This window comes from Rhizobium sp. LEGMi-198b, assembly GCF_054114205.1.
On record NZ_JBSYVH010000004.1, the window covers coordinates 46,963 to 70,598 of the forward strand.

26 protein-coding genes are annotated in these 23,636 nt (G+C 59.8%); 5 read left to right on the forward strand and 21 right to left on the reverse strand.

All coding sequences use genetic code 11. From position 1 onward, the window contains the following. Positions 1-24: 24 nt before the first annotated feature. The 5 genes from accD to ACXHXG_RS16750 all read right to left on the reverse strand — a co-directional run bounded on the left by accD (position 25) and on the right by ACXHXG_RS16750 (position 4,892). Complete coding sequence (gene accD / locus ACXHXG_RS16730) at positions 25-936, reverse strand: acetyl-CoA carboxylase, carboxyltransferase subunit beta (protein ID WP_104821455.1); 912 nt, start codon at positions 934-936, stop codon at positions 25-27. Positions 937-1,146: 210 nt separating this feature from the next. Next, positions 1,147-1,986, reverse strand: coding sequence for a tryptophan synthase subunit alpha (trpA, locus tag ACXHXG_RS16735; protein WP_104821454.1), 840 nt, complete (start codon positions 1,984-1,986; stop codon positions 1,147-1,149). Between the two features lie 10 nt (positions 1,987-1,996). Beyond that, the gene (trpB, locus tag ACXHXG_RS16740; RefSeq protein ID WP_457900039.1) at positions 1,997-3,211 is read right to left on the reverse strand and encodes a tryptophan synthase subunit beta; all 1,215 of its coding nucleotides are present in this window, start codon (positions 3,209-3,211) and stop codon (positions 1,997-1,999) included. Next, complete coding sequence (locus ACXHXG_RS16745) at positions 3,208-3,882, reverse strand: phosphoribosylanthranilate isomerase (protein WP_104821452.1); 675 nt, start codon at positions 3,880-3,882, stop codon at positions 3,208-3,210. Before ACXHXG_RS16745 ends, trpB begins: the two co-directional genes overlap by 4 nt. Positions 3,883-4,076: 194 nt before the next feature. Continuing rightward, positions 4,077-4,892 carry an oxidoreductase gene (locus tag ACXHXG_RS16750; protein ID WP_104821451.1) on the reverse strand — a complete coding sequence of 272 codons (816 nt, stop codon included), beginning with the start codon at positions 4,890-4,892 and terminating at the stop codon, positions 4,077-4,079. 89 nt (positions 4,893-4,981) lie between these two features. Between ACXHXG_RS16750 and ACXHXG_RS16755 the strand changes: the two genes are divergently transcribed. After that, positions 4,982-5,425 carry a winged helix-turn-helix transcriptional regulator gene (locus tag ACXHXG_RS16755; RefSeq protein WP_104821450.1) on the forward strand — a complete coding sequence of 148 codons (444 nt, stop codon included), beginning with the start codon at positions 4,982-4,984 and terminating at the stop codon, positions 5,423-5,425. Between the two features lie 28 nt (positions 5,426-5,453). Here the strand turns inward: ACXHXG_RS16755 and ACXHXG_RS16760 are convergent, their stop codons facing one another. From ACXHXG_RS16760 to ACXHXG_RS16785, 6 genes are all read right to left on the reverse strand, one after another. Next, a complete protein-coding gene (locus tag ACXHXG_RS16760; protein ID WP_457900040.1) occupies positions 5,454-6,215 on the reverse strand; it encodes a M48 family metallopeptidase in 762 nt (253 codons plus the stop codon). Between the two features lie 90 nt (positions 6,216-6,305). Then, positions 6,306-6,746 carry a DUF2852 domain-containing protein gene (locus ACXHXG_RS16765; RefSeq protein ID WP_104821448.1) on the reverse strand — a complete coding sequence of 147 codons (441 nt, stop codon included), beginning with the start codon at positions 6,744-6,746 and terminating at the stop codon, positions 6,306-6,308. A gap of 158 nt (positions 6,747-6,904) precedes the next feature. After that, entirely contained in the window at positions 6,905-8,179 is a 1,275-nt protein-coding gene (phaZ, locus tag ACXHXG_RS16770; RefSeq protein WP_457900041.1) for a polyhydroxyalkanoate depolymerase, read from the reverse strand. Positions 8,180-8,387: 208 nt separating this feature from the next. Beyond that, positions 8,388-9,230 (reverse strand): fumarylacetoacetate hydrolase family protein, encoded by an 843-nt coding sequence (locus ACXHXG_RS16775; RefSeq protein ID WP_104821446.1) that lies wholly within the window; start codon positions 9,228-9,230, stop codon positions 8,388-8,390. Between the two features lie 129 nt (positions 9,231-9,359). Further along, positions 9,360-10,778 carry a pyridoxal phosphate-dependent decarboxylase family protein gene (locus tag ACXHXG_RS16780; protein WP_457900042.1) on the reverse strand — a complete coding sequence of 473 codons (1,419 nt, stop codon included), beginning with the start codon at positions 10,776-10,778 and terminating at the stop codon, positions 9,360-9,362. A 63-nt stretch (positions 10,779-10,841) separates the two neighbouring features. Next, complete coding sequence (locus ACXHXG_RS16785; protein ID WP_457900043.1) at positions 10,842-11,795, reverse strand: glutathione S-transferase family protein; 954 nt, start codon at positions 11,793-11,795, stop codon at positions 10,842-10,844. 154 nt (positions 11,796-11,949) lie between these two features. Between ACXHXG_RS16785 and ACXHXG_RS16790 the strand changes: the two genes are divergently transcribed. Continuing rightward, positions 11,950-12,249 (forward strand): DUF2218 domain-containing protein, encoded by a 300-nt coding sequence (locus ACXHXG_RS16790; RefSeq protein WP_457900044.1) that lies wholly within the window; start codon positions 11,950-11,952, stop codon positions 12,247-12,249. An 82-nt stretch (positions 12,250-12,331) separates the two neighbouring features. Further along, entirely contained in the window at positions 12,332-12,931 is a 600-nt protein-coding gene (locus tag ACXHXG_RS16795) for a nitroreductase family protein (RefSeq protein WP_457900045.1), read from the forward strand. Positions 12,932-12,998: 67 nt separating this feature from the next. Here the strand turns inward: ACXHXG_RS16795 and gyrB are convergent, their stop codons facing one another. The 5 genes from gyrB to ACXHXG_RS16820 form a co-directional block, all read right to left on the reverse strand. Next, positions 12,999-15,434: a DNA topoisomerase (ATP-hydrolyzing) subunit B gene (gene gyrB / locus ACXHXG_RS16800; protein WP_104821441.1), complete on the reverse strand. Its 2,436-nt coding sequence runs from the start codon at positions 15,432-15,434 to the stop codon at positions 12,999-13,001. 149 nt (positions 15,435-15,583) lie between these two features. Continuing rightward, the gene (locus ACXHXG_RS16805) at positions 15,584-15,949 is read right to left on the reverse strand and encodes a helix-turn-helix domain-containing protein (protein ID WP_285170033.1); all 366 of its coding nucleotides are present in this window, start codon (positions 15,947-15,949) and stop codon (positions 15,584-15,586) included. Then, the gene (locus ACXHXG_RS16810) at positions 15,946-16,530 is read right to left on the reverse strand and encodes a Smr/MutS family protein (protein WP_457900046.1); all 585 of its coding nucleotides are present in this window, start codon (positions 16,528-16,530) and stop codon (positions 15,946-15,948) included. Before ACXHXG_RS16810 ends, ACXHXG_RS16805 begins: the two co-directional genes overlap by 4 nt. Continuing rightward, entirely contained in the window at positions 16,530-17,648 is a 1,119-nt protein-coding gene (gene mltA, locus ACXHXG_RS16815) for a murein transglycosylase A (protein ID WP_457900047.1), read from the reverse strand. Before mltA ends, ACXHXG_RS16810 begins: the two co-directional genes overlap by 1 nt. Continuing rightward, positions 17,645-18,346 carry a Tim44/TimA family putative adaptor protein gene (locus ACXHXG_RS16820; protein WP_457900048.1) on the reverse strand — a complete coding sequence of 234 codons (702 nt, stop codon included), beginning with the start codon at positions 18,344-18,346 and terminating at the stop codon, positions 17,645-17,647. The genes mltA and ACXHXG_RS16820 overlap by 4 nt, the downstream gene beginning before the upstream one ends. A 146-nt stretch (positions 18,347-18,492) precedes the next feature. Between ACXHXG_RS16820 and ACXHXG_RS16825 the strand changes: the two genes are divergently transcribed. Together ACXHXG_RS16825 and secB are read left to right on the forward strand one after the other, a co-directional pair. Continuing rightward, entirely contained in the window at positions 18,493-19,023 is a 531-nt protein-coding gene (locus ACXHXG_RS16825) for an FxsA family protein (protein WP_285170035.1), read from the forward strand. A 95-nt stretch (positions 19,024-19,118) separates the two neighbouring features. Next, positions 19,119-19,601 carry a protein-export chaperone SecB gene (secB, locus tag ACXHXG_RS16830; protein ID WP_104821435.1) on the forward strand — a complete coding sequence of 161 codons (483 nt, stop codon included), beginning with the start codon at positions 19,119-19,121 and terminating at the stop codon, positions 19,599-19,601. 81 nt (positions 19,602-19,682) lie between these two features. Here the strand turns inward: secB and dnaQ are convergent, their stop codons facing one another. From dnaQ to ACXHXG_RS16855, 5 genes are read right to left on the reverse strand one after another with little or no spacing between them, the layout of a single operon-like run. Continuing rightward, entirely contained in the window at positions 19,683-20,396 is a 714-nt protein-coding gene (gene dnaQ / locus ACXHXG_RS16835) for a DNA polymerase III subunit epsilon (RefSeq protein WP_457900049.1), read from the reverse strand. A gap of 1 nt (position 20,397) precedes the next feature. Beyond that, positions 20,398-21,015, reverse strand: a complete 618-nt coding sequence (gene coaE / locus ACXHXG_RS16840; RefSeq protein ID WP_457900050.1) for a dephospho-CoA kinase — start codon at positions 21,013-21,015, stop codon at positions 20,398-20,400. After that, a complete protein-coding gene (locus ACXHXG_RS16845) occupies positions 21,015-21,872 on the reverse strand; it encodes a shikimate dehydrogenase (RefSeq protein WP_457900051.1) in 858 nt (285 codons plus the stop codon). The genes coaE and ACXHXG_RS16845 overlap by 1 nt, the downstream gene beginning before the upstream one ends. Continuing rightward, entirely contained in the window at positions 21,865-22,464 is a 600-nt protein-coding gene (locus ACXHXG_RS16850; RefSeq protein ID WP_457900052.1) for a Maf-like protein, read from the reverse strand. Before ACXHXG_RS16850 ends, ACXHXG_RS16845 begins: the two co-directional genes overlap by 8 nt. A gap of 35 nt (positions 22,465-22,499) precedes the next feature. Further along, complete coding sequence (locus ACXHXG_RS16855) at positions 22,500-23,321, reverse strand: pyruvate, water dikinase regulatory protein (protein ID WP_457900053.1); 822 nt, start codon at positions 23,319-23,321, stop codon at positions 22,500-22,502. Positions 23,322-23,636 lie beyond the last annotated feature (315 nt).

The window sequence follows — 23,636 nt, forward strand, 5'->3', positions numbered from 1 at the left end:
CCGCCTTTGGCCATCCGTTTTAGATCAGGCGCGCGCCACCATCGGCAACGCTGCGCCGTTCAGGTCCTTCGCAGACACATCATTCGCCGGCTTCTTGGTCAGTATCTTCAGAAGCGTTGCCAGCGTGTCGGGGATGTCGTGACGCTTGACAACCATGTCGACCATGCCGTGCTCAAGCAGATATTCCGAGGTCTGGAAGCCTTCCGGCAGCTTTTCGCGGATCGTCTGTTCGATGACGCGCTTGCCGGCAAAGCAGATTTCCGCACCCGGCTCCGCAAGATGGACATCGCCGAGCATGGCGTAGGAGGCGGTGACGCCGCCGGTCGTCGGATTGGTCAACACGACGATATAGGGCTGGCCGGCTTCCTTCAGCATGTCGACGGCAACCGTCGTGCGCGGCAACTGCATGAGGGACAGAATACCCTCCTGCATGCGCGCACCACCCGAAGCGGGGAACATTACCAGCGGGCACTTTTCGGCGATGGCGCGTTCGAACGCCTTGACGATCGCTTCGCCAGCGGCGATGCCGAGCGAACCGCCCATGAAATTGAATTCATGCACGACGGCAACGAGCTTCAGGCCACGAACCTTGCCGACGCCGACGAGAATCGTGTCTTCCTGCTCGGTCTTGACGCGGCTGTCCTTCAGGCGGTCGGTATATTTCTTCGAATCGCGGAACTTCAGCGGGTCCTGCGCGACCTTCGGCTGCGGCAGAGCTTCGTACTCACCATTGTCGAAGAGATCGGCAAGGCGGGCCTTGGCCGGCATCTTCATATGGAAACCGGAAGCGGGAATGACCCACTTGTTGTCTTCCAGATCCTTGTGGAAGACCATTTCGCCGGTCTCCGGGCACTTGATCCAGAGATTTTCCGGCACTTCGCGGCGGCCCAGCATGGAATTGATCCGCGGGCGGACGTAATTCGTGATCCAGTTCAATTCGAAAACTCCTGATCGACTGAATTAACCGATATCGTGGTCGACACAGAGCGGTTCAGCGTCTCACGGAATCGCTTTCCCGCTCTATCCCTCTGTTTTTACGCAATTCCGGACGGAAAACCGCTTCGCACTTTTCCTGGAATTGCTCTAATGCGCATAGGCCGTTTCTTCAACCGAATCCGATTGAAGCTTTCCGCCTATGTGGGAAAACTATTCGGCAGCAACAAGGCGCGCCGAACGCGTCCCCGTCGACAGACCGCGCACCAGCGTGGCAACGGCCTGGATGGTGTCTGATGTCGCCTTACCGTCCTTGGTCAGGCTGGTGGCGATCTGGTTGACGATGGCCGTACCGACGACGACGCCATCGGCGGAAGCGCCGATCAGCTTGGCGTGCTCGGCCGTCTTGACACCGAAGCCGACGCAGACCGGCAGGTCCGTATGCTGCTTGATGCGCTTGACGGCGCCGGAGACCAGCGACGGGTCCGGCAAAGCAGAGCCGGTGATGCCGTTCATCGAGACGTAGTAGACGAAGCCGGACGTATTGTTCAGCACGGTCGGCAGGCGCTTGTCGTCGGTGGTCGGGGTTGCCAGGCGGATGAAATTGATGCCCTTGCGGATCGCCGGGATGCAGAGTTCGTCATCCATTTCCGGCGGCAGATCAACGACGATGAGTCCGTCGATCCCAGCGGCAATCGCGTCGTCGAGGAACTTCTCGACACCGTAGATATAGATCGGATTGTAGTAGCCCATCATCACGATCGGCGTATCGGCATCCGTCTTGCGGAAATCGGCAGCGAGCTGCAGCGTCTTCTTCAGCGTCTGGCCGGCCTTCAGGGCGCGCTGGCCGGCAAGCTGGATCGCCGGGCCATCGGCCATGGGATCGGAAAAGGGCATGCCGAGTTCGATGACGTCGGCGCCGGCTTCCGGCAGCGCCTTCATGATGCCGAGCGAGGTCTCATAGTCGGGATCACCACCCATGAAATAGGTGACGAGTGCCGGGCGGCCTTCAGCCTTCAAAGCGGCGAAGCGTTTGTCCATACGTGCGGTCATGGCGTCTAACTCACATTCCCAGAATCTTGCCGACGGTGAAGATGTCCTTGTCGCCGCGGCCGGAGAGGTTCATCAGGATGATCTCGTCCTTGCCCATCTTCGGCGCGCGCTTGATGACTTCGGCAAGCGCATGGCTCGGCTCGAGTGCCGGAATGATGCCCTCGAGGCGCGTCAGCGTCTGGAAGGCTTCCAGCGCCTCATGGTCCATGATCGGCACGTATTCGACGCGGCCGATATCATTCAGCCAGGAATGTTCCGGGCCGATGCCGGGATAGTCGAGGCCGGCTGAAATCGAATGTCCTTCCTTGATCTGGCCGTCGCCATCCTGCAGCAGGTAGGTGCGGTTGCCATGCAGGACGCCCGGCGAGCCGGCGGTGATCGAGGCGCAATGCTCGTCGCCCTGCAGACCCTTGCCGCCGGCTTCGACGCCGACGATCTTGACGTCCTCGTCATCGAGGAAGGGATGGAAGATGCCGATGGCGTTCGAACCGCCGCCGACGGCAGCGATGACGAGATCCGGCAGGCGACCCTCGGCCTCAAGCATCTGCTGCTTGGCTTCCGTGCCGATCACCGACTGGAAGTCGCGGACCATTTCCGGATAGGGATGCGGGCCGGCGGCCGTGCCGATCAGGTAATAGGTATCGTCGACATTGGTGACCCAATCGCGAAGGGCTTCGTTCATGGCGTCCTTCAGCGTGCCGCTGCCGGCGGTGACCGGAATCACCTCGGCGCCGAGCAGCTTCATGCGGAAAACGTTCGGCGCCTGGCGCTCGACGTCGGTTGCGCCCATGTAGACGACGCAGGGAAATCCGAAGCGGGCGGCCACCGTTGCGGAGGCGACGCCATGCTGGCCGGCGCCGGTTTCGGCGATGATGCGGGTCTTGCCCATGCGCTTGGCGAGCAGGATCTGGCCGATACAATTGTTGATCTTATGCGAGCCGGTGTGGTTCAGCTCTTCACGCTTGAAATAGATCTTGGCGCCGCCAAGCTCGGCCGTCAGGCGCTCAGCGAAGTAGAGCGGGCTCGGGCGGCCGATATAATGGGCGCCGAGCGATTTCAGCTCTGCCTGGAAGGTCGGATCGTTCTTCGCCTTGTTCCATTCCTCCTGCAGATCCAGGATCAGTGGCATGAGCGTTTCGGCTACGAAACGGCCGCCATAAATGCCGAAACGGCCGTCCTCGTCGGGGCCGGCGCGGAAGGAATTGGGTTTGGGCGTCTGGTTCACTCTCTACTCCCTGCTGCCGGTTCCGGCAGACATGCTTCTGTAAAAGCGTCGAAAAACTGGTCGATCTTCCCGAGATCCTTCACGCCCGGCGCACTTTCGAGGGCGGAGGAAAGATCGATACCGGTGGCCTTGGTGGATGCCAGCGCCTCAGCGACATTGTCCTTGTTCACACCGCCAGACAGCATGTAATCCACCCGATCGTCGAGCCAGCTCATCAGGCTCCAATCGAAGGATACGCCGTTTCCGCCCGGCAGCTCCGAACCGGCCGGCGGCTTAGCATCGAACAGGAACCGGTCGGCAATGCCGATATAGGATTCCACCCGCTTCAGATCGCCGGCATCGCGCACCGCCATGGCCTTCATGACGGGGACATTATAGACCGCTTTGATCGTCAGCACACGCTCCGGGCTTTCACTGCCATGGAGCTGCAGCATATCCGGCTTCACCAGCGACATGATCTCGTCGAGATCGTCATTCGTGGGATTGACCGTGACGGCAACGATCTTCGCCTTGCCGCGCGCGCGTTCCGCCAGTTGTCCGGCCAGATCGGGCTCGATATAGCGCGGGCTCTTTTCGAAGAAAATAAAACCGATATGGGTAGCCCCGCGCTCCAGAGCGCGGTCCACCGCTTCCGGCGTCTTCAGGCCACAAATTTTGACATCGGGGTTCATGGCAGCGAAGTGACACGAAATTGCAAAAGAGTCGAGCCTAAAGGCGACGCGCGGGGAATTTTACGCTGTTCGGAAGCAATGGGCAGCATGGGCTTATCGGCGTAGGGCGCACCCAAGCAATGCTTTCATGAGAACTAGCTTTCGTTTCCAAATAATGACCGTCGGACCTTGAGTGCCGCCCGACGATCAAGTGATCAGGCGGGAAGTCTGCTAAACTTGCGAAGGTTCTTGTCGACGAAAGACTCCGGCAGGAAGCGGCGTATGAAACGGATCTGTCCCGCTGCCTTGCCTGCAGTGTAGCGTCTCTTCGGCGATGCGGCGCTCGCGGCTTTCAGCACCATGCCGGCGACGACCTCCGGCGCATCACCCGTCCCAATAATCTCGCGCATCAGTTTCTCTGCATTGGTGCGAGCCGTATCGTATAACGGAAGCGGATGATCCGGTCGCGTCAGGTTCTCCTCGAAGGACGTACGGGTGACACCGGGCTCCACGAGCACGACACGGATGCCTTGTGTTCGGACCTCGTGGTCAAGGGATTCGGAATAGCCCTCGATCGCGTGCTTGGTCGATGCGTAAAGCGCGTTATAGGGAGCGGGGATCAGCCCAAGGATGGAACTCATGTTGATGATCCTGCCTTTGCGCTGACGTCTCATCACTGGAAGGATTGCATTCGTCATCCGCAGGACGCCGAAAAAGTTCACCTCGAACAGAGCCTTCGCCTGCGCGGCAGAGGATTCCTCGGCTCCGCCAAGCAATCCGATCCCGGCATTGTTGACGAGAAGATCGATCCGTCCTGCGCGGGCGAATATCTCATCTACCGCCCTTTGCACCGATTCCTCGTCGGTAACGTCGCATACCAGCATGGCAACTCCGTCCGGAGTATCCGGCATGGGCTTGCGGCTGGTTCCAAACACTCTGTATCCAGCGCGTCGCAACGCTTGCGCAGTCACCAACCCGATACCGGAGGAAGCGCCCGTAACCAGGGCGACGCCGCTTTCTATCTTGCTCATCTGTCTCTGCTTTCATTTTGGCATGGAACATCAACGAACAACCTGTTACTATCAATTCAGTAGTAAGTCACTATCAAAAAGATATCGACATGAAGAATCTTTCGAACCAGCCATGCCTCATCGCCCGCAGCCTTGCATTGGTAGGCGATGCGTGGAGCATGCTGATCATGCGGGACGCCCATACGGGGCTCACTCGCTTTGACGAATTTCGCAAGAGCCTTGGCATCGCGCCGACAATGCTGACTGCCCGACTGGCCGCGCTTACGGAAGATGGTCTGCTGGAAAAGCGACGCTACTCGGAGCGGCCTCCGCGCGATGAATACGTGCTGACAGAGGCGGGCCAGGACTTCCTTCCCGTGCTGTTTGCGATTGGAGCATGGGGGCGGAAGCATCGCCCCTGCAATGATGTGACCCGGTTTTTCGACGCCGAGACGGGTACCGAAATCGATCCCGTCACCATCGACCGGGCAACCGGCGCGCAGATTGGAACACGTCCCATCCGCATTGCTGCGCCTGACAACGCCGTCGAATGAGGAAGTTCAGCCGCCTTCCGCGGCCTGCTCAATCAAAATCGATCGCGTGCAGCTGGCTGCCATGACGCTTCAGCCAGGCCTTGGCTTCGTCCATGTCGGGGCAGAGCTTGCGGCAGAGGGCCCAGAAGCGCGGGCCGTGGTTCATTTCGCGTAGGTGCGCGACCTCGTGGGCGGCGAGATAGTCGATCACCAGCGGCGGCGCCATGACGATGCGCCAGGAGAAGCTCAGATTTCCGCCCGAGGAGCAGGAACCCCAGCGGCTGCGGGTATCCTTCATGCTGATGGAGGAGACCGTGGCGCGGATCGCTTTCGCGTGCAACGCCACCAGCTTTTCCAGATCGGCGCGGGCCTCCTTCTTGAGGAAGGTGGCGATGCGCCGGCCGGCATGTTCCGGCAGGCCGCTGACACGCAGCACCGGCAAACCGTCAGCGATAACAGCCTCGGTCAGGCCGCGCAGGCTGCCGGTATGCTCGATGCGATGGCGGATACCGCGCAGAAGGATTTCGCTGCCGCTCTGAAGATTTGCCTGGGTGGCGAATTTCGCAAGCTTGGTCAGCAGCCAGCCCTGATGCCGGTCGAGGAAGGCATTGACCTCGCGGGCGGCGAGGCCACGCGGAATGGTCATCTTCAGCGCCCGTCCGCCGGGCTCGATCCTGAGCGTGATCCGCGTTGCCCGCTCATGCTGGCGGATCGTCAGGGGCATCAGCCGGCCGGCCACGTCCAAGGTGCGCGTTTCCGGCGCGGGCGGCTTGGGAACAGGTCGGCGGGATCTGGACGAAAGCGGAAACATGAAAAGCAGTTTTATACGATTCGCTGGGGTTTCTGGCAAAGAAAAACCGGCATCGCCGGATGCCGGTTTTGACTGGAAAAGCTGTTGTAATTACGGCGTTTTAAATTCGGAAGCCGGGCCGTTGTCATCGTTGCGCTTGACGTTGTTACGGTCGCGCATGAAACGGTCGAACTCTTCCTGATCCTTGGCGCGGCGCAGTTCGCGGACGTAGGTGTCGAACTCGGCACGCATTTCATCGAGTTTGCGGCGCTCCTCTTCGAGGCGCTCCAGCTCTGCCCGGCGCCAATCGTCGAAGGCGACATTGCCGGTGGAGAAATGCTGGCGATAACGGCCGCGGTGGCGGCCGCAGCCGGCAAACATGCCGTCGGCCTTCTGGTTCACATCCCGTTTGAAATCTCTCAGGCGTTCGCCGAAGAGAATATAGGCAAGCATGGCGAGACCCAGAGGCCAGAAGACCACGAAGCCAAGTATCATCAGGGCAATGGTAGCCGGAGTCCAATCCGGGCGAAGCAATGCTGACTGGTGGTTCATCGTGAGGTATCCTCGCAGTAAGGCGGCCCGGCCACATGCCGAACCGCTGGAATCGAGATGGTAACCTCTTCGTGAGCCTTCAATGGCTTTTACTGGGAAAATCGGACAAGCCCTTGAATCCGGCCCAATAATTCAACAAAAGCTAATTATTTGCAATTTCAGGCCGATTTGCCGCCCTTGATCACACGCTTGACCACTGGCTTTCCGGTGCGGCTATGTTCGCGGGTGAAAGCGACGATGCGCGGCGCGATTTCGCGACGGAAGCGCGAACCGTTGAAGACGCCGTAATGGCCGACATCCGGCTGCAGGTAGTGCATCCGCATATCGTCGGGAATGTTGGTGCAGATGGTCTGCGCCGCCTTGGTTTGACCGACACCGGAAATATCGTCGTTTTCGCCTTCGACCGTCAATAGGGCGACATTGCGGATCGCCGTCGGATCGACGCGCTGGCCGCGGTGCGTCAGCTCACCCTTCGGCAGCGCGTGCTTTATGAACACCTGATCAACGGTCTGCAGGTAGAATTCCGCCGTCAGATCCATGACCGCCAGATATTCGTCATAGAAATCGCGGTGCTTCTCCGGCTCGCCGTCGTTCTTGACGAGGTGCATGAAGAAGTCCTTATGCGCAATCATGTGCCGGTCGAGGTTCATCGACATGAAGCCGGAGAGCTGCAGGAAACCGGGATAGACCGGGCGCATGAAACCAGGCTGCGGCCAGGGCACGTTCATGACGACATTGTCGGCGAACCATTCGAGCGGCCTGTCCTTGGCAAGCTGGTTTACTGCCGTCGGGTTGATGCGCGTGTCGATCGGACCACCCATCAGCGTCATCGACGAGGGCGACAGCGGATCGCCGGCCGCTTCCATCACTGCGGCTGCGGCCAGGACCGGCACGGAGGGCTGACAGACGGCAATGACATGGGTGTCCGGCCCGAGATGATGCAGCATCTCGATGACGTAATCGATGTAATCTTCCAGATCGAAGGTGCCTTCGGTCATCGGCACCATGCGGGCATCGATCCAATCGGTGATGTAGATATCGGCATTAGGTAGCAGCGCTTCTACCGTCCCGCGCAGCAGCGTCGCATAGTGACCCGACATCGGCGCGACAATCAGGATGCGCGGATCGCTGCCATGGCCGGCGGGCAGGCTGCGCTCGAAATGGATGAGATTGCAGAAGGGCTTGTTCCAGACGATCTTTTCGTAGACCGAGACCGGCTTTCCTTCGATCGAGGTTTCAGGCAGGCCGAATTCCGGCTTGCCGTAGCGGCGGGTGGTGCGCTCGAAGACTTCGAGACTTGCCGTCAAGGTGCGGCCAAGCATCGTATGGGACAGAGGGTTTAGCGGATTGGCATAGGCCAGGCGCATCATGTCGGCAGCGGCGCGGAAGGGTGCGAGGGCGGCATGATTGAGTTCATAAAGCTGATAAAACATAAAATCATTACCTTTCGAGGTGATCAGACGAGAACGCTACCCCCAGCGCGCGCCTCGTCCATGAAGCTCTTTCTATCGAGACTATCAGTTTTTGTTGCAGGGCAACATAACCCTTTCGGAATCTTGCGCATGTAAAAATGCCGGAGAATCGTCTCTCCGGCATCAATAATGGTCTCAAAACGTTAAAGTTCCTGATCGTGCACGTTCATCAAGCGTCAGCCAGGAAGGTTTGGCGCTGCGTGCCGAGACCTTCCATGCCGAGCTCCACGACGTCGCCGGGCTTCAGATATTGCGGCGGCTTCATGCCCATGCCGACGCCCGGAGGCGTGCCCGTGGAGATGACATCGCCCGGATGCAGCGACATGAACTGGCTGAGATACGAGACGAGGTAGGCGACGCCATAGACCATGGTCTTGGTCGAGCCGTTCTGCATCATCTGGCCGTTGACCTTCAGCCACATGCCAAGCTTCTGCGGATCGGCGACTTCGTCCTTGGTGACGAGCCAGGGGCCGATCGGGCCGAAGGTGTCGCAGGACTTGCCCTTGGTCCACTGTCCCGAACGCTCAGTCTGGAAGCCGCGTTCGGAGACGTCGTGGGAAACGCAGTAACCGGCGACATAATCCAATGCGTCGGCCTCGCTGACGTATTTCGCCGTCTTGCCGATGACCACGCCGAGCTCGACTTCCCAATCGGTCTTTTCCGAGCCGCGCGGGATCAGCACGTTGTCGTTCGGGCCGACGATGGCAGAAGTTGCCTTCATGAAGATGATCGGCTCCGGCGGCACGGTGGCGCCGGTTTCGGCGGCATGGTCGGAGAAGTTCAGGCCGATGCAGATGAACTTGCCGGTGCCGGCGACGCAAGCGCCGATACGGCCTTCCGCCAATTCCGGCAGGCTCTTCGGATCGAGCGCGGCGATCTTCGCCAGGCCGGCAGGCGAAATCGCCTCGCCGCCGATATCGGCGACATGCGCGGAGAGATCGCGGATCTTGCCGTCGCTATCCAGAAGCGCCGGCTTTTCCTTGCCGGCATCGCCAACACGCAACAATTTCATAGGTCTTCCTTCCCTGCATTTTCAAAGATGAGATTGGTTTCACCATATATGAACGAATTATTCATCAGTGTCACCCATCGATTTCTGGCCTAACATGTCTTGCTCGCCTGCACCGGAACAACGGCGTTCCTATGACGATGGCAACGAGCGCGCGATTTCGACAATGGTGGCAAAGGCGATATCGACGTCTTCCGCCGTCGTCTCGAACTGTCCGGCCTGAAAGCGAATGACCAGCCTGCCATCGACCCGCGTCTGCGTCAGATAGATGCGGCCATCATTGTTGATGGCGGCAATCAGGCGCTGGGTATGGCTTTCCTGTTCTGTACCGGCGGGTGCTTTGTGATCGAAGGAGAAGAGCGACAGGAACGGCTGGGTGACGATCTCGAAATCCGGCTCGGCGGCCAGACGCTTTGCCAAGGTCTCGGACCAGGCGACATGGTTGCGGATCATCGTGCGCAAGCCTTCGAGACCGTGATAGCGCAGCAGGAACCACAGTTTCAGCGCGCGGAAGCGGCGGCCGAGCGGCACCGACCATTCGGAATAATTGATGATACCATCGTGACCATGGGTACGCAGAAATTCCGGATGGATTGCCAGCGTCCGCACCAGGGATTCCGGCTCGCGGATGAACTGGACGGAGCAATCAAACTGCGCACCAAGCCATTTATGCGGATTGAAGACGATGGAATCGGCCTGTTCGACGCCCTGCCACAACGCCCGGAATTCGGGGCAGATCATGGCCGAGCCGGCCCAGGCTGCGTCGACATGCACATAGAGCCCTTGGGCGTGTGCGACTTCGGCGACCGCTGCAATATCATCGCAGCCGCCGATACTCGTGCCGCCAACACACGCGATGACGCCGGCCGGCAGCAGGCCCGCCGCGCGATCCTGTTCGATCGCAGCAGCGAGCGCCTCGGTATCCATAGCGTGGTTCGGGCCGATGGAAGGGATACGGACCAGGTTCTCCGCGCCGATGCCGGATATCCAGATGGCGCGATCGATCGACGTATGGACCTGATCGGTGCAATAGATGCGGATGATTTTGTTCGCCGCAAGCCCTTGGCTGTTGCCCTGCCAGCCGAGCGCTCGTTCGCGCATGACCAGAACCGCTGCCAGCGTCGCCGTCGAGGCGGAATCCTGGATGACGCCGGTGAAGCCCTCGGGCAATCCAAGCGCTTGGCGCAGCCAATCCACCACCTTGGTTTCCAGCTCTGTGGCGGAAGGCGAGGTCTGCCAGAGCATGCATTGGGCGGCGATCGCGCTGACGAGATATTCGGCGACGACCGAGACCGGGGCGGCATTGGCGGGGAAATAGGCGAAGAAGCGCGGGTGCTGCCAGTGCGTCATGCCGGGAACGAGGATATCCTCAAAATCCTTGAAGATATCCTCCATCGCTTCGCCGGATTCGGGCGGAGAATCCGCGATATGCGCTGCGATTTCGCCGGGCTTCGTCTGGGCCCGCACCGGCCGGTCGCGGAGCGATGCGCGATAGTCCGCCCCCCAATCCGCCGCCTTTTCCGACCAGCGCCGAAACTCCTCCCAATCCATGACCGCCTCCACACTTCGTCAGAACGAGGCGACCTTAGACCGGTTTTCTGAGGCGGTCGAGTATCAGAAAAGCTCGTCGAGCGCAGGGCCAGCCGGCACAATTCCAGTCGGATTGAGCGCCGCGATGGAGTAATAGCCGCGCTTGATATGGTCGAAGCTGACGGTCTCGGCGATGCCGGGCCAATCGAGCATGCGACGGCAGAAGGCCTGGAGGTTGGCATAGTCCGACAGGCGGCGGAGATTGCATTTGAACAGGCCGTGATAGGCAAGATCGAAGCGAACGAGGGTCACGAAAAGCCTGATGTCACTTTCGGTCGGGTGCTCAGCAAAGAGGAAGTCCTTGCCCTCCAGTTCGCCTTCAACCCAATCGAGGCAATCGAACACATCGCGGAAGGCTTCTTCATAGGCGATCTGCGTCGTTGCAAAACCGGTGCGGTAGACACCATTGTTGAGGACCGGATAGATGCGGGCGCTGAAAGCATCGATATCTTCGCGCCGGCCGGCCGGATAAAGGTCGATCGCGTGGCTGGCGAGATCGCCGAAACCGTCGTTCAACATGCGCAGTATATCGGCGGATTCGTTGTTGACGATCGTGCCCTTCCGTTTGTCCCAAAGCACCGGCACGGTAGCGCGGCCGGAGAAGAGCGGATCGGCCTTCGTATAGATTTCGTGCACATAGCTGGCGCCGTTGACCGGATCGTCGGTCGCGCCGGGGTAATCGCCGAACCGCCAGCCTTGCTTGCTCAAGGCCGGCTCGACCACCGATACGGAAATGACCTCTTCCAAACCCTTCAGCTTGCGGCCGATGAGCGTGCGCGAGGCCCAGGGGCAGATCAGCGCGACATAGAGATGGTAACGGCCGGCTTCGGCTGCAAAACCACCCTCACCCGTCGGGCCTGGTCGCCCATCCGTTGTCACCCAGTTGCGGAAACTCGACGTCTGGCGAACGAAGCCGCCCTTTTCATCCTTGGCCTGGACGGGCTGCCAGTCTTCCATCCACTTTCCGTTCACCAGCAAGGTTCTGTCTCCAATTCGCGCGCGTTCTGTTGGGCGCGATCATAGCGAAATCGGATTTCACCGAAATAACGTAATGTTGAAACAGACTGTCTACCGGGCAGCGCCGGATACGACTATAAACTTGCCTCCTATATTCCAGTTATCGGAGCCCCCTATGCCTACTTCCGTTTCTTCCGTGAAAACCGACCATGCCAGTCGCTATCTGCAGCAGCTTTGCAAGCACTGGAGTCACAAATTCACCGTCGAATTCAACGAAACCGCCGGCAAAGTGCCGTTCAGCCCCGAAACCTCCGTCGAGTTTTCGGCCGATGCTTCCGCTTTGCTGATGACCCTGCACGTCGAAAATCCACAGGATCTCGAGCGCATGCAGAATGTGGTGGCCGATCACCTCAAGCGATTTGCTTTCCGCGAAGAGCTCGACGTGGTCTGGACTGCGAACGCAAGCGGGGTATAGGTTCGCTTCGCATCCTCCAAGGCCAGTCGCTTCGTCCGCTCCCAACGGTCCGCGACTGCCTCCCTCAGATGGAAAGAATCCCATGACGTCCAGCAATACCCGCGAATCGCAATATCCGATCGACAAGCTCTTTCTCGACCGTTGGTCGCCGCGTGCCTTCTCCAGCGAAACCATGCCGGAGGCCGATCTCCTGACCATTCTGGAAGCCGCCCACTGGGCGCCGTCCGCCTCCAATCTGCAGCCTTGGCGCTTTGTCTACGCACTGCGCGGCTCGGAAAACTGGGAGAAATTCCTCGATCTCCTGATCGAGTTCAACCAGAGCTGGGCGAAATCCGCCGCGGCGCTGCTTTTCGTCGTTTCGCGCACCCACAATGGCGAACTCGGCTCCGCCGAGCAGAAGCCCAACTACAGCCACTCCTTCGACACTGGTACAGCCTGGGGCTTCCTGGCGCTGCAGGCGCACCTAGCCGGCTACGCAGCGCACGGCATGGGCGGTTTCCATGTCGAGAAATCCTATGAAGTTCTCGGCATTCCGGAAGGCTTCCGCGTCGAGGCGGCCGTTGCGATCGGCAAGATTGGCGACAGGGATCAGCTTCCGGAGAAGCTGAGGGAACGCGAAGTGCCGAACCACCGCAAGCCCCTTTCCGAAGTCGCCTTTAACGGCACCTTCATCGCCAAGTAATTGATCTTAAAACGGAAAGGCCCGCCTGATCTTCAGGCAGGCCTTTTTTGATTGCTTAAGTTGGCGATCAAATATCGAGGTTGGCGACGCTCAGCGCGTTGTCCTGAATGAATTCGCGCCGGGGTTCCACCTCGTCGCCCATGAGCCGGGCAAACAAACCGTCGGCATCGGTCGCATCGGCGACCTTGACCTGCAGCAGCGAACGGACGTTCGGATCGAGCGTCGTTTCCCAAAGCTGCTCGGCATTCATTTCGCCAAGACCCTTGTAGCGCTGCATGGTGAGACCCTTGCGGCCGCTGGCAAAGATGGTTTCCAACAGCATGCGCGGACCGGAAATCTCGGTTTCGCCGTCGCGGCGAACGAGCTTCGGCGGCAGGTTATAGATCTCCTTGAGGCGCGAGGCGAGCTGATCGATAAGGCGCGCGTCCTGCGAGCCGATCAGCGCCATATCGAGAACGACGACTTCCTTGACGCCCCGCACCATGCGCTCGAAACGCAAGCCGCCTTCGCTGGTGAGCCCGCCGGTCCAGCCGCGTTCAGTTTCTTCGGCAATGATATCGAGCCGGTTGGCGACATCATTTACCAGGCTTTCGGCACGCGCCTGGTTGCTGACGAGTTCGGCGTTAAGAGCGCCGGCAATCGCCGCTTGTTCGATGACGGAACGGTTATAACGCGAATGCAGATTGTCGAGCAGCGTGCGCAGACGCAGGGCGTCCGAAATGACCTCCCGCAGATCCTGGCCGGCGCGAACCTCACCGGTGCCGAGACGCAGGCTGGCATCATCGAGACCCTGGCCGATCAGATATTCCTCCAGCGCCTTCTCGTCCTTCACATATTGCACCGACTTGCCGCGCGTCACCTTATAGAGCGGCGGCTGAGCGATATAGAGATGGCCGCGCTCGATAAGATCAGGCATCTGCCGGAAGAAGAAGGTGAGCAGCAGCGTGCGAATATGGGCGCCGTCGACGTCGGCGTCCGTCATGATGATGATCTTGTGATAGCGCAGCTTGTCGGCGTTGAACTCGTCCTTGCCGATGCCGGTGCCGAGTGCGGTGATCAGCGTGCCGATTTCCTGGCTCGACAGCATCTTGTCGAAGCGGGCGCGCTCGACGTTGAGGATCTTACCGCGCAGCGGCAGGATCGCCTGGTTTTCGCGCGAGCGGCCCTGCTTGGCCGAACCGCCTGCCGAGTCACCCTCGACCAGGAAGACTTCGGACTTGGCCGGATCGCGTTCGGAGCAGTCGGCAAGCTTGCCGGGGAGAGAAGCGATATCCAGCGCGCCCTTGCGCCGGGTCAGTTCGCGTGCCTTGCGGGCGGCTTCGCGGGCGGCGGCGGCTTCGACGACCTTGCCGACCAGCACCTTCGCATCGGCGGGATGTTCTTCGAGCCAGGTGTTCAGCGCCTCGTTGACAAGGCTTTCGACCACCGGCCGCACTTCCGACGACACCAGCTTGTCCTTGGTCTGCGAGGAGAATTTCGGGTCCGGAACCTTGACCGAAAGCACCGCCGTCAGACCTTCGCGGCAATCGTCGCCCGTCAGCGTCACCTTTTCCTTCTTGGTGATGCCGGAAGTATCGGCATAGGAGGTGATCTGACGTGTCAGCGCGCCACGGAAGCCCGCCATATGCGTGCCGCCGTCGCGCTGCGGGATGTTGTTGGTGAAGCAGAGCACGTTTTCATGGTAGCTGTCGTTCCACCACATCGCCACTTCGACGGTGATGCCATCCTTTTCACCACGGATGGATACCGGCTTTTCGACCAGCGGCTTCTTGGCGCGATCGAGAAAGGCGACGAAAGCCTCAAGGCCTCCGTCATAGATCATCTCTTCCTGCCTGATGTCGGAATGACGCTTATCGGTCAGAAGAATGCGGACGCCGGAGTTCAGGAACGCAAGCTCGCGCAGGCGATGTTCCAGCGTCGCATAGTCGAATTCCGTCATGGTAAAGGTCTGCGAGCTCGGCATGAAGCTGACTTCGGTGCCGGTCTCGGCGCCGGCATCACCCGTCTCCTTGAGCGGCGCGTCGGCGACGCCGTGGGTGAAGCTCATTTCATGGATCTTGCCTTGACGGCGGATCTTCAGTTTCAGCCAGACGGACAAGGCATTGACGACAGAAACGCCGACGCCATGCAGGCCGCCGGAGACCTTGTAGGAGTTCTGGTCGAATTTACCGCCGGCGTGTAGCTGGGTCATGATGACCTCGGCTGCGGAAACGCCTTCGCCAGTGTGAATATCCGTCGGGATGCCGCGGCCGTTGTCGGTGACGGTCACCGAACCATCGGGATTGAGCGTCACCGTAACGATGTCCGCATGGCCGGCCAGCGCCTCGTCGATGGCGTTGTCGACAACCTCATAGACCATGTGGTGCAGGCCCGAACCGTCATCCGTGTCGCCGATGTACATGCCGGGGCGCTTGCGCACGGCATCAAGGCCCTTCAGAACCTTGATGGAATCTGCGCCATACTCGGCATTGCCGCCGTTTTCGGTTACGGATGTATCGGTCATATATTGAAGTCTTTCCAGTGTTTTAGAGAACCCTGCCGATCTCTACCGAATCAGCGGTTTTTCTTTCCCTGAATATAGGATGTTTCGCCCCGAACTTCCAAATGGAAGGCCCCTCATATCAGGCATAAAGCAGGGGATTAAGGCGGTTTTCAGCCGCTTTTGCCGGCATTTTCGAGAAGCTCGGACAACTCCCCGATCGTTGCCGCATCGAGGCTGCGAATCCGGCCCGCCAACCGATTGACAAAGGCCGTATATTCCGGCGCCAGGCCCGAGGTGTCGATGACGACGCGCGGGTCGGAAAAGCGTGCCAAGAGGAACAATTCCTCCGCCTCGTCCCAGATGATATTGAAGTATCCGGCAATGCGCTGCAGGAGATCGAAAGTCGGCGTGCCGCGCTTTCCATGTTCTAAGGCGGATAAATAAGCCGGAGTCACATTCAGCGCCGCAGCCATTTCCTTCTGCGAGACACCCTTGCGCGCCCGGAGCTTCCTCACCGCTTCGCCAAAGGGGGTCACAGCTTCTCGCCTTTCAGTCGCGACAGGCGGATATAGAGGGCACCGTCGCCGCCATGATGCTGCGCGGCCGTCTCATAGGACGAAATCAGGAACCGGAATTCCGGCTTGGAGAACCACATCGGCACGGCACGCTTCAAGGCGCCCTCGCTGCCCATGGAACTGCCCTTGCCGGTGATGACTAGCACATGGCGAAGGCCGCGCTGATGCGCGCGGAAAAGGAAATCGAGGAGCATGGCGTGCGCCTCGCTCTGGATCAGCCCGTGAAGGTCGATCCGCGCTTCCAGCGCCAGCCGGCCCTTGGCGATCTTACGCTTGACCGGCCGCTCCAGCGGATGGTGCGCGCCGGAAGGCGGTTTGGCCGGTGGCGGCGGAATTTGCGGATCTCGGGATGCTGCCGAAGCTTTCTCCTTCTCGGCACGTGCGGTTTCCTCCGCCCGTGCCTCTGCCGCCAGAACCTCGTCGAAAGCTTCGATATCGGCGAGCCGTTCCGGCATTGGCCGAGTGCTTTTCGCCACCTTGCCCCAGAGAATGCGCTCGTCCGTGCTGAGCTTTCGTTCCTTGGTCTGTCGTTCTGAAGCCATCAGCCGAACCTCTGAGCTGCCGCCTTCGGAACCAATATATAAAAATCCGCATCATTGCGCACGGTACCGGCAAGCTCTCCCGCATCGTAGCCGGAACCGGTAAAGATATCCCCGCGCGCCGAGCCGACGATCGCCGAACCGGTATCGAGCGCCAGCATCAGCCGCCCGAAAGGTTTGCCGCCGTCGAGGTGCGTCAAGCTTTCCGACTGGATGAAGAAAGGAAAGCCGAAGGTGTGGATCAGCCGGTCGACCGCCAGCGAACGGCCCGCAACCAACGGCACTTTCGCCGCTGCGATCGGGCCGAGCGCGGGATCGCTGACATTGGCCTCGCGGAAGAAGATGTAGGACCTGTTGTGCGACAGGACTTCATCGACTTCCTGCGGATGGGCATAGAGCCAATCGCGGATCGTCTGCATCGAAATCGTCGCGCGGTCGAGCGCGCCGCGTTCGATCAGCAGGCGGCCGACGGCCGAGAAGGGATGGCCGGCCTTGGCGGCATAGGTGATGCGGCCCATGCGTCCATCGGAATAGAGCAATCTCGCCGCGCCCTGCACATGCACGAAGAAGACGTCGACTTTGGACTTCGCCCAGGCGATCTCCAGGCCCCTGCCCTCCAGGTAACCACGATCGATCTCGCCGCGGTCCGGATAGGCAGAGACGGCGCCGTTATCGAGACGACCGAACATATAGGATGGATCGAGATCCGCAGGCCGGTTGGTGTCGTCGAGATCGATCAGATCGTCCGGCCGGCGATAGAAGGGATAGCGATAGGTCTCGTCCGGCGTTGCGGAGACTGCAATCTCCGGCTCATAGAAGGCTGTTACGAAACCTCTGGCGCCGTCGCCGCGGCGAATGAAGAAGGGCAGGCAGCGTTCTTCGAAAAAGGCGCGGGCCTCGGCAGCGTCCTTGGGCGCGTAGCCTTCTGCATCGTCGAGCAGGGTCAGGAGGTCGTTCGCGGTCAGCCCGGCTGCACCGGTGCGGTACGGTTTGGTGTCCCTGATATAGGCTCGGCAGTCCTTCATGGCACGAAAAAGGCTGGAAGGATCGTCGTCCTTCCAGCCCTTCAGATCGGCGAAGGTTGCCGGCTCAAGCCTGAAATCCTGCGATGGGGTCGTCATTGTTCGGATTCGGTCGCCACGAGTTTCCAGTTCGGGTCGCGCGAACGGCTGTCGCGGGCAAAGGTCCAGAGATCGCTGATTTCGGCAACGGCCTCGGCGTCGCCGTCGATCAGCGTGCCGGCCTTATCGTAGGTCGCCGAAATCATCTGGCTGACGATGCGCATCGTCACGAAGGCTTCCGTCCCCTTCATCTCGGCGGTGACGATATCGGCCTTGTCGATGCCGACAAAGGTGGACTTTACCTTTTCGCCCTTGGTTTCGCGCTCGGTAATGGCGGCATCGAAGCCTTCATAAACCTCGCGCGACAACAGGCCCTTCAGCGCCTTGCGATCGCCATCGGCAAAGGCCATGACGATCATCTCATAGGCCATGCGGGCGCCATTGACGAATTCCTTCGGATTGAAGCTGGGATCGGCCTTGCTCAATTCGCGCAGCGAATCGTTGAGCGGCGTGCCGGCTGCCGCAAAGGCGTCGATGGCCGCAAAACGATCTTCATCCTCGGCTGCATCGCGGCGCGGCAGGGTCACTACCTTGCCGGCATCCGGTACGGTCGGACCCGTAGCCGAATCGGGGGAACCGTAGAGATCGCGCGGCGGCTTCTCGTTCCCCGTACGGCGGCCAAGGACGCTACGGAGCTGGAAGAAGATCAGCACCGCTGCCACCAGGAAAAAGATCGTCACAAAGTCGTTTGCACCCATCTCGTATCGGAACCGCCGTTAAAATTGAGAGTTTCAATCCCCATATAGTCCGCATCGATCTATCATTCAAATAGCGGACCGGTATCTTTATTATGCGCGATAGACTAACGCTAAGCGTATAAGCACCGCTTCCAGGACACATTAACATGCGCCTATCCCTCGTACCTGTCTTCGTCTTTCTGATGCCGCTTGCCGAAATCGCTGGCTTCATCATCGTCGGCAAGATGGTCGGCGTCTGGGCGACATTGGGGCTGGTGATCCTCAGCGCCCTCCTGGGTGCCGCTCTTCTCAGAATCCAGGGCATCGGTATCCTGCAGCGCATTTCCGCCGAGAGCCGCAATGGCGGCGATCCGGGACGCGAAATGGTGCATGGCGCCATGATCGTCGTTGCCGCATTCCTGCTGATGCTACCCGGCTTCATCTCTGATATTATCGGTTTGCTGCTCTTCATTCCGGCCGTGCGTGAGTTCGCCTGGACGGTCCTGCGTAAACGCATCGTCGTTCTGGGCAGTTCGCGTGCCTTCAGACGGGGCGCCGGCCAAGGCCCGAGTTCGGCTTCCGGCCCGCAAACAGGGCCGCGCGGACCCGGGCATGTCGTCGATCTGGACGAAACCGATTTTCATCGCGAGCCCAACCGCAACTCGCCTTGGTCTGACAAAAAGCGCCTTGAAGAGTAGGCAACAGCGGCCAAAGATGGCCGAAGCCTCAAGGGTTGTAAGCCCTTATTCGAAATGCTAGATGGCGACACCCATTGACGTCAGAGGAAACCCCCATGGCCAACGAGAACAGCGGCAACGGCGCAGCCAGCCCGAGCCTTTCCATCCTTGCTCAATACACCAAGGATCTTTCCTTCGAAAATCCTGGTGCTCCGCGCTCGCTGCAGGCCCGGGAAAATGCTCCCGACATCAACATCAATGTCAACGTCAACGCCAATCCGCTGTCGGAATCGGATTTCGACGTCGTGCTGACGCTGAATGCCGAAGCCAAGGATGGCGAGCGGGTTCTCTTCCACACCGAGCTGGTCTATGGCGGCGTCTTCCGCGTCACCGGTTTCCCGCAGGAACACATGCTGCCGTTGCTCTTCATCGAGTGCCCGCGCCTGCTCTTCCCCTTCGCCCGTCAGATCATCGCCGACGTCACCCGCAATGGCGGCTTCCCGCCGCTGATGATCGACCCGATCGATTTCGCGCAGATGTTCACCCAGCGTGTCGCCGAAGAACAGGCCCGCGCCCAGGTCGAAGCGGTTCCGAACTAAGCCTTCGGTCCATTCCATCGATAGAAACAAAAATGCCCGGATTTCGATCCGGGCATTTTCTTTTGGGCTTAGAGTATGTTTTCAATTCGCGGCGCGATATTTCGACCAGATGCCTTTTTCGCCAAGCTTGGCGATCAGCGCGGCGTGATCTTCCAGCTCGGCCTCGCTCAATCTGCTCGCCAGCGGCGTCGGTCGCACCAGGATATCCGCAACGATCTCGTCGGCATCGTCGACCTGACGCGACAGTGCGGAACCGTTGATGCTGCCGAGACCGAGGGCCGTCTGCCGGCCGCCGATCATCTCGATATAGACTTCAGCCAGCAATTCAGAGTCGAGAAGCGCGCCGTGTTTGGTGCGGTGGGAATTGTCGATGCCATAGCGCCGGCAGAGTGCATCCAGTGAGTTCGGCCCCATCGGATGTTTGCGCCGGGCCATGGCCAGCGTGTCGATCACCGTATCGGGTAGGATCGGCGGCCGACCAAGCCGCGCGAATTCGGCATTGACGAAACCCATATCGAAAGTCGCATTGTGGGCGATCCACTTGGCTTCGCCGAAAAAGGCAAGGATTTCATCGGCGACATCGGCAAAGGACGGCTTGTCCTTCAGGAATTCGTCGGTGATGCCGTGCACGGCAAGCGCGTCCGGATGGACTTTGCGGTCGCCGGGATTGATATAGAGATGGAGGGTCTTGCCGGTCGGAAAGTGATTGAAGAGCTCGATACCACCGATTTCGATGACCCGGTCGGCCCTGTTGTCGAGGCCGGTCGTTTCCGTATCGAAAATGATTTCGCGCATATTAGGGCTCTCCGCCTGCAGATCCGTTGTCTGCCGATCGCTGCCGCAGGTCGGCTATGATGTCTTTTATCTGCTCCCGCGCCGCATCGATGCTGCCGCCGGTGTCGATGACATAATCGGCCCGCGCCCGCTTCTCCGCATCCGGCGTCTGGCGGGAGAGAATCATGGCGAATTTTTCCTCAGTCATGCCCGGCCTGGCAAGCACTCTTTCCCGTTGAATCTGTGGATCGCAACTGACAACGACGATCTTGTCCACCCGCTCATTGGCGCCGGTCTCGAACAGCAGGGGGATATCGAGCACGACGATATCGGCGCCAGCGGCACGCTGACGTTTGAGAAACGTTCGTTCGCGCTGCCGCACCAGCGGATGAACAATGGCCTCAAGTCGCTTGAACCCGGAGGGATCGGACGCGAGTTTGCGGCCCAGCTCCTGCCGGTCGACGGTGCCGTTCTTTGTTGCTCCCGGAAACGCAGCTTCGACCAAGGGCACAGCTTCGCCACTATAGAGATCATGCACGACCGCGTCGGCATCATTCACGGGGATGCCCGCTTCGGCGAAGAGCTTGCCCGACGTCGATTTTCCCATACCGATCGATCCGGTCAGTCCAATGCGGATCATCAGTGTTTTTCCATATCGGCGATGATCAGCGCCCGGAGCGCCTCATCGACCACCGGACGCTCGCCGAACCATTTTTCAAAACCCGGCACAGCCTGATGCAGCAACATGCCAAGCCCGTCGACTGTGGCGAAGCCTTGTTCTTCCGCCTGAGCCAGCAACGGCGTTTTCAGCGGCACATAAACAATATCGGTGACAACGGCATTTTCGGCCAGCGGCGAAAAATCAATCCGCGGCGCCGCCTCACCGTCCATGCCAAGCGAAGTGGTATTGACGAGGAGACCGGCACCTCGCATCACCTCATCCAGCGCCGCCATCGGATGGGCATGGACACGCTCGCCGAAGCGATCGGCCAGTTCCCGTGCCCGCTCGACAGTGCGATTAACGACGTGAATTTCCTGAATGCCGCGGTTGCGCACCGCCTGGATGACGGCGCGGCTGGCGCCGCCCGCACCCAGGATCACTACCCGCCCGGTACGATCCCAACCGGGATGGCGCTCATCCAGATTAGCCGTGAAACCGCGGCCGTCCGTGTTGGTCGCATGCAGCAAGCCGTCCTGAAGCCAGAGCGTGTTCGAAGCACCGAGCTCCTCGGACAATTCATCCGGGCGATCCGCCAGCTTGAATGCCGTCTCCTTGTGCGGGATCGTCACATTACCGCCGACAAAGCCGCTCGAACCGTCCTTCAAGGAAGCGATGAAGGCCGGGAAATCATCCGGCGAGACCTCGTGCGCACGATAATTGCCGGCGAGACCGAGTGTGCGAAGCCAATGGCCATGGATCAAAGGCGAGCGAGAATGCTTGATGGGATAGCCCGTAACGAAGGCGTTGGGGCCAAATGTTTCACGTGAATCACCCATCGATTACTCCCAATTCGCGAAGCTGCTGAAGGAGCGGCAGCATCGGCAATCCGACGATGGTAAAGTAATCCCCGTCGATTTTCGAGAAAAGCTGTATCCCCTCAGCCTCAAGCTGATAGGCGCCGACGCTCGACAGCGCCTTCTCGCCGACACGGCTCAGATGACGGTGGACAAAATCGGGCGAGAAATCGCGCATGGTCAATTCCGCATGGGACACATGTTCCCAGATGATGTCGCCGTTGCGCGCCAGTGCGATGGCACTGTTCAAACGATGGGTCTTGCCGGATAGGGTTCGCAGGTGGTTTTCGGCGTCCGCCATCGTTTTCGGTTTATGAAAGACTTCATCGCCGAGCGACATCGTCTGATCCGAACCGATGACGAGCGCGCCGGGGAAACGATCGCTCACCTCTTTCGCCTTGGCTTTGGCCAGCACCAGCGCCACGGCATCCGGCCCGGCGCCATCCTGCTCCAGCGGCGCTTCGATCGCGCGTTCATCGATCTGAGCCGCCACCGCCTGGAAATGCAGACCGGCATTTTGCATCAGCATCCGCCGGAACGGGCTGGAAGAGGCAAGAATGAGCGGTGCTGTCATATCGGATAAACCTCGGGAATCTTGGTATCCAGCGCTTAGCGCAGCTTCGGGCGGAGGGCAACAATGGCGGCCGCGGTCTCTTCGATCGAGCGGCGGGTGACATCGATGACAGGCCAATTGTGCCGGGCGCAGAGCGAGCGGGCATATTTCAGCTCCTCGGAGATCGCCGCGCGATCGACATAGTCGCCACGATCGAAACCGGCCGTCGCCCCGAGGATACGGTTTTCGCGAACCTGCGAAATACGATCAGTGGTCGCCACCAGCCCGACGATCAGCGGTTTGGTCGCCCGGATCAAACTCTCGGGCAGAGGCACACCATGGACGATCGGAATATTGGCCGTCTTGATGCCTCTGTTGGCAAGATAGATGCTGGTCGGCGTCTTCGATGTCCGGCTGATGCCGATGATGACGACATCGGCGTCATTATAATCATCCTGCATCTGTCCATCATCGTGATCCATGGTGAAGTTCAGCGCTTCGATGCGGGCGAAATAATCGGCATTCATCACATGCTGGGCACCGACCCGGCGACGGGACGCCGCTCCGAGATAGGTCTGGAAGACATTCATTACCGGCTCGAGGACATTGACGCAGGGCACACCCATCTCGCGGCAGCGCTCGGCGATGAAATCGGCAAGTTCACGGTCGACGATCGTATAAAGGACTATCCCGGGACTATGGTTGATCGCTTCCAGAACCGGCAGGAGCTGCTTGCGGTTCCTGATCAGGGGATAGACATGTTCGATCGGCTGGCTGGCATGGAATTGCACCGAGGCGGCGCGGCCCGCGGAGATCAGAGTCTCGCCGGTTGAGTCAGAAATCAGATGCAGATGAAAGAAGCTTGTCCGGTTTTCCACGCTACTTTCCATTGCCTGTTGATATGTCGGGAGAGAAGAGAGGTACGGGAAGCGGCCGGTCGGGGGCAAGTGGAAAACCGCCGACTTTTCCACATTTCGAATTTGGCCGGGGACGCTTCGCCGGAGATTGTGGGCAATGTGGATAATTTGCGGCTTTCAGCCAGCCTCCCCATTTTATCCCCAGACAGGCCTGAAATAAAAGGCAAGCCAAACCCTTCAAAAGATTGATCTAAGTTTTACTTTTTCCACATATCCGGCGCTCCAGCCGATCTCTTTGCCGGATCTTGATGGATGCGCGACATTTTGGATCGGCCG

What these genes read in the sequence shown, in the direction of transcription:
- trpA (WP_104821454.1), bottom strand. Translation starts at nt 1,986, where the DNA reads ATGACCGCACGTATGGACAAACGCTTCGCCGCTTTGAAGGCTGAAGGC.
- ACXHXG_RS16745 (WP_104821452.1), bottom strand. Translation starts at nt 3,882, where the DNA reads ATGAACCCCGATGTCAAAATTTGTGGCCTGAAGACGCCGGAAGCGGTG.
- ACXHXG_RS16750 (WP_104821451.1), bottom strand. Translation starts at nt 4,892, where the DNA reads ATGAGCAAGATAGAAAGCGGCGTCGCCCTGGTTACGGGCGCTTCCTCC.
- ACXHXG_RS16755 (WP_104821450.1), top strand. Translation starts at nt 4,982, where the DNA reads ATGAAGAATCTTTCGAACCAGCCATGCCTCATCGCCCGCAGCCTTGCA.
- ACXHXG_RS16760 (WP_457900040.1), bottom strand. Translation starts at nt 6,215, where the DNA reads ATGTTTCCGCTTTCGTCCAGATCCCGCCGACCTGTTCCCAAGCCGCCC.
- ACXHXG_RS16765 (WP_104821448.1), bottom strand. Translation starts at nt 6,746, where the DNA reads ATGAACCACCAGTCAGCATTGCTTCGCCCGGATTGGACTCCGGCTACC.
- phaZ (WP_457900041.1), bottom strand. Translation starts at nt 8,179, where the DNA reads ATGTTTTATCAGCTTTATGAACTCAATCATGCCGCCCTCGCACCCTTC.
- ACXHXG_RS16775 (WP_104821446.1), bottom strand. Translation starts at nt 9,230, where the DNA reads ATGAAATTGTTGCGTGTTGGCGATGCCGGCAAGGAAAAGCCGGCGCTT.
- ACXHXG_RS16780 (WP_457900042.1), bottom strand. Translation starts at nt 10,778, where the DNA reads ATGGATTGGGAGGAGTTTCGGCGCTGGTCGGAAAAGGCGGCGGATTGG.
- ACXHXG_RS16790 (WP_457900044.1), top strand. Translation starts at nt 11,950, where the DNA reads ATGCCTACTTCCGTTTCTTCCGTGAAAACCGACCATGCCAGTCGCTAT.
- ACXHXG_RS16795 (WP_457900045.1), top strand. Translation starts at nt 12,332, where the DNA reads ATGACGTCCAGCAATACCCGCGAATCGCAATATCCGATCGACAAGCTC.
- gyrB (WP_104821441.1), bottom strand. Translation starts at nt 15,434, where the DNA reads ATGACCGATACATCCGTAACCGAAAACGGCGGCAATGCCGAGTATGGC.
- ACXHXG_RS16810 (WP_457900046.1), bottom strand. Translation starts at nt 16,530, where the DNA reads ATGGCTTCAGAACGACAGACCAAGGAACGAAAGCTCAGCACGGACGAG.
- mltA (WP_457900047.1), bottom strand. Translation starts at nt 17,648, where the DNA reads ATGACGACCCCATCGCAGGATTTCAGGCTTGAGCCGGCAACCTTCGCC.
- ACXHXG_RS16820 (WP_457900048.1), bottom strand. Translation starts at nt 18,346, where the DNA reads ATGGGTGCAAACGACTTTGTGACGATCTTTTTCCTGGTGGCAGCGGTG.
- ACXHXG_RS16825 (WP_285170035.1), top strand. Translation starts at nt 18,493, where the DNA reads ATGCGCCTATCCCTCGTACCTGTCTTCGTCTTTCTGATGCCGCTTGCC.
- secB (WP_104821435.1), top strand. Translation starts at nt 19,119, where the DNA reads ATGGCCAACGAGAACAGCGGCAACGGCGCAGCCAGCCCGAGCCTTTCC.
- dnaQ (WP_457900049.1), bottom strand. Translation starts at nt 20,396, where the DNA reads ATGCGCGAAATCATTTTCGATACGGAAACGACCGGCCTCGACAACAGG.
- coaE (WP_457900050.1), bottom strand. Translation starts at nt 21,015, where the DNA reads ATGATCCGCATTGGACTGACCGGATCGATCGGTATGGGAAAATCGACG.
- ACXHXG_RS16845 (WP_457900051.1), bottom strand. Translation starts at nt 21,872, where the DNA reads ATGGGTGATTCACGTGAAACATTTGGCCCCAACGCCTTCGTTACGGGC.
- ACXHXG_RS16850 (WP_457900052.1), bottom strand. Translation starts at nt 22,464, where the DNA reads ATGACAGCACCGCTCATTCTTGCCTCTTCCAGCCCGTTCCGGCGGATG.